Source organism: Nostoc sp., assembly GCF_036917455.1.
GTDB lineage: Bacteria > Cyanobacteriota > Cyanobacteriia > Cyanobacteriales > Nostocaceae > Nostoc.
The window spans coordinates 1-7,629 of sequence record NZ_JBALDK010000221.1 but is presented as its reverse complement, the minus strand read 5'-3'; the positions used below and the strand labels follow the sequence as shown (position 1 = coordinate 7,629).

The 7,629-nt window shown below is 41.2% G+C and carries 6 protein-coding genes and 1 pseudogene; 2 read left to right on the top strand and 5 right to left on the bottom strand.

Translation table 11 applies throughout. The features are described from left to right. Positions 1-590: 590 nt before the first annotated feature. Complete coding sequence (locus V7K42_RS24455) at positions 591-1,631, top strand: chemotaxis protein CheB (protein ID WP_334919859.1); 1,041 nt, start codon at positions 591-593, stop codon at positions 1,629-1,631. Between the two features lie 225 nt (positions 1,632-1,856). On the opposite strand, the gene V7K42_RS24450 is transcribed toward V7K42_RS24455, so the two are convergent. Continuing rightward, entirely contained in the window at positions 1,857-2,066 is a 210-nt protein-coding gene (locus V7K42_RS24450; RefSeq protein WP_334919858.1) for a hypothetical protein, read from the bottom strand. Between the two features lie 465 nt (positions 2,067-2,531). Continuing rightward, on the bottom strand, positions 2,532-2,909 hold the full coding sequence (locus tag V7K42_RS24445; protein WP_334919857.1) for a chemotaxis protein CheB: 378 nt from the start codon (positions 2,907-2,909) through the stop codon (positions 2,532-2,534). Positions 2,910-3,107: 198 nt separating this feature from the next. On the opposite strand from V7K42_RS24445, the gene V7K42_RS24440 reads away from it, so the two are divergent. Next, a complete protein-coding gene (locus V7K42_RS24440; RefSeq protein ID WP_334919856.1) occupies positions 3,108-4,712 on the top strand; it encodes an NAD(P)H-quinone oxidoreductase subunit N in 1,605 nt (534 codons plus the stop codon). 273 nt (positions 4,713-4,985) lie between these two features. On the opposite strand, the gene V7K42_RS24435 is transcribed toward V7K42_RS24440, so the two are convergent. From V7K42_RS24435 to V7K42_RS24425, 3 genes and pseudogenes are all read right to left on the bottom strand, one after another. Next, a complete protein-coding gene (locus V7K42_RS24435) occupies positions 4,986-6,353 on the bottom strand; it encodes an ATP-binding protein (protein ID WP_334919855.1) in 1,368 nt (455 codons plus the stop codon). Between the two features lie 84 nt (positions 6,354-6,437). Further along, positions 6,438-6,980, bottom strand: a complete 543-nt coding sequence (locus V7K42_RS24430) for a methanogen output domain 1-containing protein (RefSeq protein ID WP_334919854.1) — start codon at positions 6,978-6,980, stop codon at positions 6,438-6,440. A gap of 203 nt (positions 6,981-7,183) precedes the next feature. Further along, a pseudogene (locus V7K42_RS24425) lies at positions 7,184-7,438 on the bottom strand (FIST N-terminal domain-containing protein); the annotation flags it as partial. Positions 7,439-7,629 lie beyond the last annotated feature (191 nt).

The following is a 7,629-nucleotide window of genomic DNA, read 5'->3' as shown; positions in this document are numbered from 1 at the left end:
CTTTGGCTATGCTTTAGGATCTTCGTTTACAACATACACAATTTCTGGTTTTTGTCAAAGCTTTTGTTAAGAAAGATGTTTATAATGGATAGCTTTTTAAGGGGGGAACCGGAATTAAAGTCCCCCTTTTTAAGGAGGATTTAGGGGGATCTAGAACGTTTTGCTACCCAGAAGAGGACTTTTGAAACATCCTCTAAGGCAGGAGGCAGGGGGGGAGATATATTTTAGAATGCAACAACGAGTCTTTGATATTCATTAATGAGGCTCAGAACTCCATTAATGAGCCTTTGATATCCATTAATGAGGCTCAGAACTTCATTAATGAGCCTTTGATATTCATTAATGAGCCTCGGAACTCCATTAATGAGTCTTTGATATTCATTAATGAGGCTCAGAACTCCATTAATGAGTCTTTGATATTCATTAATGAGCCTCCGAACTCCATTAATGAGACTTATACCATTTCTTTGTGAGGCTGCACCAAATCATACTTAAATATGGTTTAACGTATCTTCATACAGAAGATGTTTAATTATTCAGGAGAGATTAGATAACATTAACCTGCTTTCATTCACTAAGAAAAAGTATTTATGCTTAAACACAACGTTATTGTGATTGGTACTTCCGCAGGTGGACTCAAAGCGCTGGGCGCAATCTTGGGCGCTCTGCCTGCTGACATGGATGCTGTCTTCTTCATTGTTCAGCACCTTGCAGCAGATAAGCCCAGCATTATCCCCCAAATTCTTACAGATATAGGCTCTCTCCCAGCATCTCACCCGGCAGATGGAGAGGCAATTCAAACCGGGCGAATCTATGTCGCACCGCCCGATTGTCACCTGTTAGTCAACCAAGGCTCGATGCGTGTCTTGCGCGGGCCTCAAGAAAACGGCTTTCGACCCGCGATCGATGCGTTATTTCGTTCAGCCGCCCGCGCTTATGGTACAAGGGTGGTAGGTGTGGTACTCACTGGCTATCTTGATGATGGCACGGTGGGGTTACAGGCAATCAAGAAACGGGGCGGAGTGGCGATCGTTCAAGACCCGAAGGAAGCAGAATACCCCAGCATGGCAAAGAGCGCCTTGCGGTATGTGAAGGTCGATTACTGCTTGCCGCTTGCAGAAATCCCAAACTTGCTAGTGCGGTTGTCAAAAGAACCCGCCGCCAAGGAGGAGGCATACCCCGTGACCAAAGAGATCGAAATTGAATCCAATATTGCTGAACAGCAGATGAATACTCAGGAGTTTTTGGAGAATGTAGAAGCGATCGGCACTCGAACGACTTACACCTGCCCTGAATGCAACGGTACCCTCTGGCAAATTGGCAAAGGAGAGCCGATACGGTTTCGCTGTCACACGGGGCATTCCTTTACGGCTAATACGTTCCTGGCAGAGCAAACTCAGAATCTTGAAAATGCGCTGTGGTCGGCTGTGCGGACAATGGAGGAAAAGGTTACATTCTCCCGTCAAATGGCAGAACAGATGAGAAACTACAATTTAACTAGTACCGTAAAAAAATATGAGGATCATGCAATGAATTTGGATAAAGAAGTGTCCTTAATTCGAGATATCATTCTCAACGGCTTTGCCACGAAACAAATTATTGCCCCAATAGAGGAAGATCAGCCTGAGTAGCTGGAGGCTGAAGCTTCTTTAATCACTATCGCTAGATAAAAATACAAACCCTTATTTATTCGGACTTTTACAAATTTAGATGTCAGTTTGAGAATCTTTGACTGAATGCAATAGAGCCGATGATGCCCCTACAGTAAATCTATATGTATTAAGATTTTCGTGAATTGGTATCAGCTAGCGGATGAGAGGAATATTAGGTTGTAGCCCTGTCAAAAGCCTACCTGCTTATGTCGTCCGCAAATCTGCCTCGGTGAGGAGTATCATCGTTTCTGCACCAACTCTGCCAAAGTCAGGCTCTAGCCCTAATGCCATCTCAATGAGATACGTCCATGTACCAGATTCAGATGTATAGTTTCGTATAATCCCTTTTCCACCAACAAAGCTCACCCATTGGGCATTACGAAACTTAGGCCTCCTCATGAAGGTTGCAGTCATGCGTAAAACTCCTCAATTAATAGTTGATACTTTCTGTTTTAGTAGAATAAATCAAATATGTTTTGTATCTTTTTAAGTAAAGATGTCAAACATCATTTATAACTTGAGAATGTTTTAGGTGGAGACTATACAACTTATACGTAATTCAAACGTTTATTCAAACATTTGATATCGCAATCCTAAATCATTCGTGAAAAATTAGATCCCCGACTCCTCAAAGAAGTCGGGTATCTGGACACCGCACATTTTTATTTCTTCATAATTAAAATTAGTTGCTCTGTGCCTCACTGACGAATTACGTTAGCGAGTATTCGTTCGCTTTTAGCGTATCGTAGAGAGCGTCATTACGAATTACGAATTACGAATTATAGCAAGGGACTGGGGACTGGGTGAAAAGTCTTTTTGTGTCTAATTTTCATCATTTGTTGATGTCCTAACCACCAAGGCTTGTGCTATATCTGTAACTCATCCAGTCAAATTTGCAATCATCAATACCAATTGAGTAAGGTCAATCGGTTTAGCTAGATGCATTTGGAAACCAGCATCAATTGCCCTTTGCCGCTCTTGTTCGGTGGCATAGGCAGTGATTGCTGCTGCTGGAATTTGTCCCCCAGCTTCAGCTTTAAGCGCTCTCACCTGACGAATCAGGGAAAAACCATCAGCAGTATTGGGCATACTATCGAATTTTGCTGTGTCTTCACACTGAGCAAAAGTCACGCCTCCCGCTTCCTTGATTGCCTTCAGCCCCAGTGAACCGTCTCCATCTGCTCCAGATAAAACCACTGCGATCGCTTTGTGCCCTCGATCTGCTACCAATGAAGTAAAGAACGCATCCGCAGGCATATATTTACCAAAATTATTAGCTTACCGAGACTCCGCTAGTCCAGATAAAGCCTAAGAGCTTCTAGCACCGCCTCTCGATCGAATTTTGCTAGTGTTAAATATTAAGCTCTTGTTCAAAGAGGTAGTCCGGGAATTAGAAAACTTGCTAGAGTGAACAGAGTTAGCCTTAATGTCTAATCGCCAAAACCTATACATCTCATGGATTTTGCTAATATTGCATCCCAGTTGAACGCTGGAACGATTTTACCAGAGGGGATTGTTATTCTCACCCTCTTGGGGGTTTTGATTGTTGATTTGATTTTGGGGCGTACATCCGCACGCTGGATTGGATATCTAGCGATCGCAGGTTTATTTACTTCGATTGTCGCCCTATATTTTCAATGGGACTCTCCTAATCCCATCTCTTTTACCGGTGGCTTTAATGGTGATGACCTGAGTATCGTCTTTCGCGGCATCATTGCCTTGTCTGCGGCTGTCACCATACTGATGTCAATTCGCTACGTCGAGCAGAGCGGTACTCCTTTAGCTGAGTTCATCGCTATTTTGCTGAGTGCTACTTTAGGAGGGATGTTTTTATCCGGGGCTAGTGAGTTGGTGATGATTTTCATCTCCCTAGAAACCCTGAGTATCTCCTCTTACTTGTTAACAGGTTATACCAAGCGTGACCCTCGCTCCAATGAAGCGGCGCTGAAATACTTGTTAATTGGGGCTTCCAGTACGGCAATATTTTTGTACGGTGTATCACTGCTGTATGGGCTATCTGGAGGACAAACTGAACTAAGTGCGATCGCAAATGGCATTGCCACAGCAAAAGTGGGACAATCTTTAGGTTTAGTGATTGCCTTGGTTTTTGCGATCGCAGGGATTGGCTTTAAAATCTCTGCCGCACCTTTCCACCAGTGGACACCAGATGTTTACGAAGGCGCTCCCACCCCAGTTATCGCCTTTTTATCTGTCGGTTCCAAAGCAGCTGGGTTTGCCCTAGCCATCCGCTTACTGACAACAGCCTTCCCCCTTGTTGCTGACGAGTGGAGGTTTGTCTTCACTGCTCTAGCCGTTCTGAGCATGATTTTGGGTAATGTAGTCGCCCTAGCTCAAACCAGCATGAAACGAATGCTAGCTTATTCATCCATTGCCCAAGCTGGGTTTGTGATGATTGGCTTGATTGCTGGGACACAAGCAGGATATGCCAGTATGATATTCTACCTACTGGTTTACTTGTTCATGAACCTGTGTGGCTTTACCTGCATCATCCTGTTCTCACTGCGGACAGGAACCGACCAGATTGCCGAATACTCTGGTTTATATCAAAAAGACCCACTCCTAACACTGGCGTTGAGTATCGCCCTGCTTTCCTTGGGTGGTATTCCACCATTGGCTGGGTTTTTCGGCAAGATTTACCTATTCTGGGCTGGTTGGCAAGCAGGACTTTATTGGTTAGTCTTGCTGGGCTTAGTTACCAGCGTCGTCTCCATCTACTACTATATTCGCGTAGTTAAGATGATGGTAGTCAAAGAACCCCATGAAATGTCCGACGCGGTGAAGAATTATCCACAAGTGCGTTGGGATTTGCCTGGGCTAAGACCCTTGCAAGTCGGGTTGGTGGTAACATTAATTGCTACTTCCATAGCAGGAATTTTGTCGAATCCACTGTTTACATTGGCGAACAATTCCATCTCCCATACCCCATTTTTGCAAGCAACAATCAACAGTAATGTCAAAGCCCAAAATTTAGTGCTTTTGCCAAAGTTAGATTCGGTTAGTCAGTCTCAACCCTCAGTTGATTCTACCGCTAAGATTTAACGGGGTCTCAGTACAAATTTGTTATCAAAAATACACCTGTTTGCTAATTAGCAGACAGGTGTTTGTCATACAGCAGTTTTTTTGGATGAAGTACAAAGCTACAGCTTTGGAGGCAAGAGATAGAAATTATTTATATCTGATTTGGAGTCCTACGTTTTGGAACTCAGTTAATCACAAGCCATTGGATTTTTTTTATCCTCTTACTGGATGAAGATGTGCCTATAGAACTCTACCCAAATAAAGCGCAACCTTATGATTGCCATAACTTAAACTTTATGAGGCTGAGTTAATAGGTATCTTGATCGCAAATTCTGCACCTTTCCCTGGAACAGAAAAACAGTTAAGTTGTCCGGCATGTTTTTCAACTATAATCTGATAGCTTACAGATAGCCCTAGTCCTGTGCCTTTACCCACAGGTTTAGTAGTGAAAAACGGATCGAATACCTTTGAGTGAACTTGTTCATTTATTCCCAAACCATTATCAGCAATACTAATCGCTATCCATTTTTCATCGATTACCTCAGTTTTAATTTTAATTTGGGGATAATTATTTATCTGCTTTTGATTGTCAGTTATTTGTGAATTGGCTGCCAACGCCTCCAGTGCATCAATAGCATTCGCAAGAATATTCAGAAATACTTGGTTAAGTTGACCAGGATAGCAAATAACATCGGGTAGTTGACTATATTTTTTGATAACTTGAATTTCTGGATACTCATGCCTAGCTTGCAATCGATGCTTCAAAATCATTAAAGCACTATCAATTCCTTCGTGAATATTAACTTTCTTAAGTTCGGCTTCATCGAGTCTGGAAAAGTTACGTAGTGATTTAACAATTTCCTGAATTCGCTCTGTTCCCACTGTCATTGATTGGAAGAGTTTAGCTATATCTTGAATCAAAAACTCTAATTCTACTTCTTCTAGCTCCTGTTGGATTTCGGGAGTATTTGGACAAACTTGTTGATAAATTTCCACCAATTTCAGTAAATCATGAGTGTATTTCTGGGCGTGGTGAAGGTTCCCATGAATAAAACTCACGGGGTTATTAATTTCATGAGCAATACCGGCGATCATCTGTCCTAAACTAGACATTTTCTCGGCTTGGATAAGCTGAGTTTGGGTAAGTTGTAGTTCCTTTAGTGTTTCTTGTAAAGCATTTGTACGCTCCTCAACCCTAATTTCTAGCTCTTGATTAGCTTCCTTGAGTGCTTCCTCTGCTTCTTTACGTCTTTGGACTTCTTTTGCTAACTCATCAATTTTCTGGTTTAGAAGAAGAAAATTATTGCTGGCTAAATTTCTCTTTTCTAAGCGTAAGAGAATTAAAGCTGAAGATTCAGGAGACCAAGGTTGAATAACGGCTCCTTGGCTACGACATATTAACGTTTGTCCATCATTATTTCGTAAAGTCAAAGAGCCAATAACCATTGCTCTACTACTTGAACAGGCTTGCAGGTACTTGACAACATCCTCAGTAGACTGAGTTACAAGTTCAAAGAGCATTCTTCCTGGCAATTCTTGACGGCGTAACCCCAAAATCTCTGCTACTGGTTGATTGGTAGCTAATAACTGACCGTCTCCACTCACCAGGAGTAAAGGTTCTGGTAAAACTCTAGCAAATTCAAGAAATTGTTCAGGAGTCATAAGGCTTCCAATTTCATGGTTTGATTCTAATTTACATATCTGCACTCAAGCTTGTATATTGGGGTTATTTTAGCGATGAAGAGTTTACACAGATTCTAGTCCTCTAAAGTATTCTCTACCTTCTGCATCTTCTGCCTCTTCTGTAAATTTTAAGTAAACAATAACTCTACATCCAGAAGCACCCTGTGCTATAGTCTCTTGCAATTCTACTTTCGCATATCCCAGATTATTAGCTGCGATCGTCCCAAAAACGTTTGAAGTCATCATACACATGGCAGGGCGATCTAGCACTTTTTCCCCAAAAGGGCAGACGCGGTTGCCAAAGACAATTTTTTCATCATCCTGCTCAATAATATAAAAATCGCCTTGAATTCGTCTTTTTAAATCAATCAAGACATCAGCGACCTGCTTACGGGAGAGTTTAGAGACTTCTAGGGCGGATTTGTAATCTTGGTTGATCTGCCTAGCCATCCTTTCACCAACTACGCTAATAAATCCAGCAGCTTCTTCTAAACCAACTACATCCTGCAAAGTACCAGATAATTCTCTGAGTAATGTACGTAAAAATATATCGCGTTCTAAAGAAAGATTAAGCGTAGCTATCAAATGATTAACTGCATTAGTCATGAATTTTGAGTACACAATTTTGGAACTACAGTTATAGAGTTCCCCAAAAGGTCTATAAAGTAACTGCTGGATATCTTTCTTTAGAATATTTGGTGCTTGGTTTTGTTTTTAATGAATTGTGATGACGATCACCAATTCTGAATCTTGTCGTTGCGATAGTTCCCGATTTTGCAAAGTTTCTTCTAGGTTACATCCCATTCTCACAAGGTGATTGAGTCTTGCTGAAACTCTAAAACTGAAGAAATTTCTCCATCTGTTGTTCCACCAATCAACTCAATCCCCGGAAAAACCTGATGAATTTGCTGCAAAATAAGAGAATGTTCAAAGTCAGTTGCAGAAAAAAGAATCCCAGCTTTTGGTATATCTGCTCCAAGGGAACTGATACATTGTTGAATAACTTCTTCAATTGCTGATAGAGAATCGGGATCGTTGCTGTGATTTACTACTGTTTTAAACATAAATTTATCTATATAGAGTGCTAATGATTTTCTCCAAGGTTGTAGTTACAAAATAGCCATAAATATTTTAATTATGTATTTATTTTTTATGAAAATACTAGGATAGCTTACTGCTAATTTAAAGCAAGTAATGGAAGAAAATAATTTCTAATATTCTCATAACACTACTTAGTATAATGATCCAATAGGAA

What these genes read in the sequence shown, in the direction of transcription:
- V7K42_RS24435 (WP_334919855.1), bottom strand. Translation starts at nt 6,353, where the DNA reads ATGACTCCTGAACAATTTCTTGAATTTGCTAGAGTTTTACCAGAACCT.
- V7K42_RS24450 (WP_334919858.1), bottom strand. Translation starts at nt 2,066, where the DNA reads ATGACTGCAACCTTCATGAGGAGGCCTAAGTTTCGTAATGCCCAATGG.
- V7K42_RS24455 (WP_334919859.1), top strand. Translation starts at nt 591, where the DNA reads ATGCTTAAACACAACGTTATTGTGATTGGTACTTCCGCAGGTGGACTC.
- V7K42_RS24430 (WP_334919854.1), bottom strand. Translation starts at nt 6,980, where the DNA reads ATGACTAATGCAGTTAATCATTTGATAGCTACGCTTAATCTTTCTTTA.
- V7K42_RS24440 (WP_334919856.1), top strand. Translation starts at nt 3,108, where the DNA reads ATGGATTTTGCTAATATTGCATCCCAGTTGAACGCTGGAACGATTTTA.
- V7K42_RS24445 (WP_334919857.1), bottom strand. Translation starts at nt 2,909, where the DNA reads ATGCCTGCGGATGCGTTCTTTACTTCATTGGTAGCAGATCGAGGGCAC.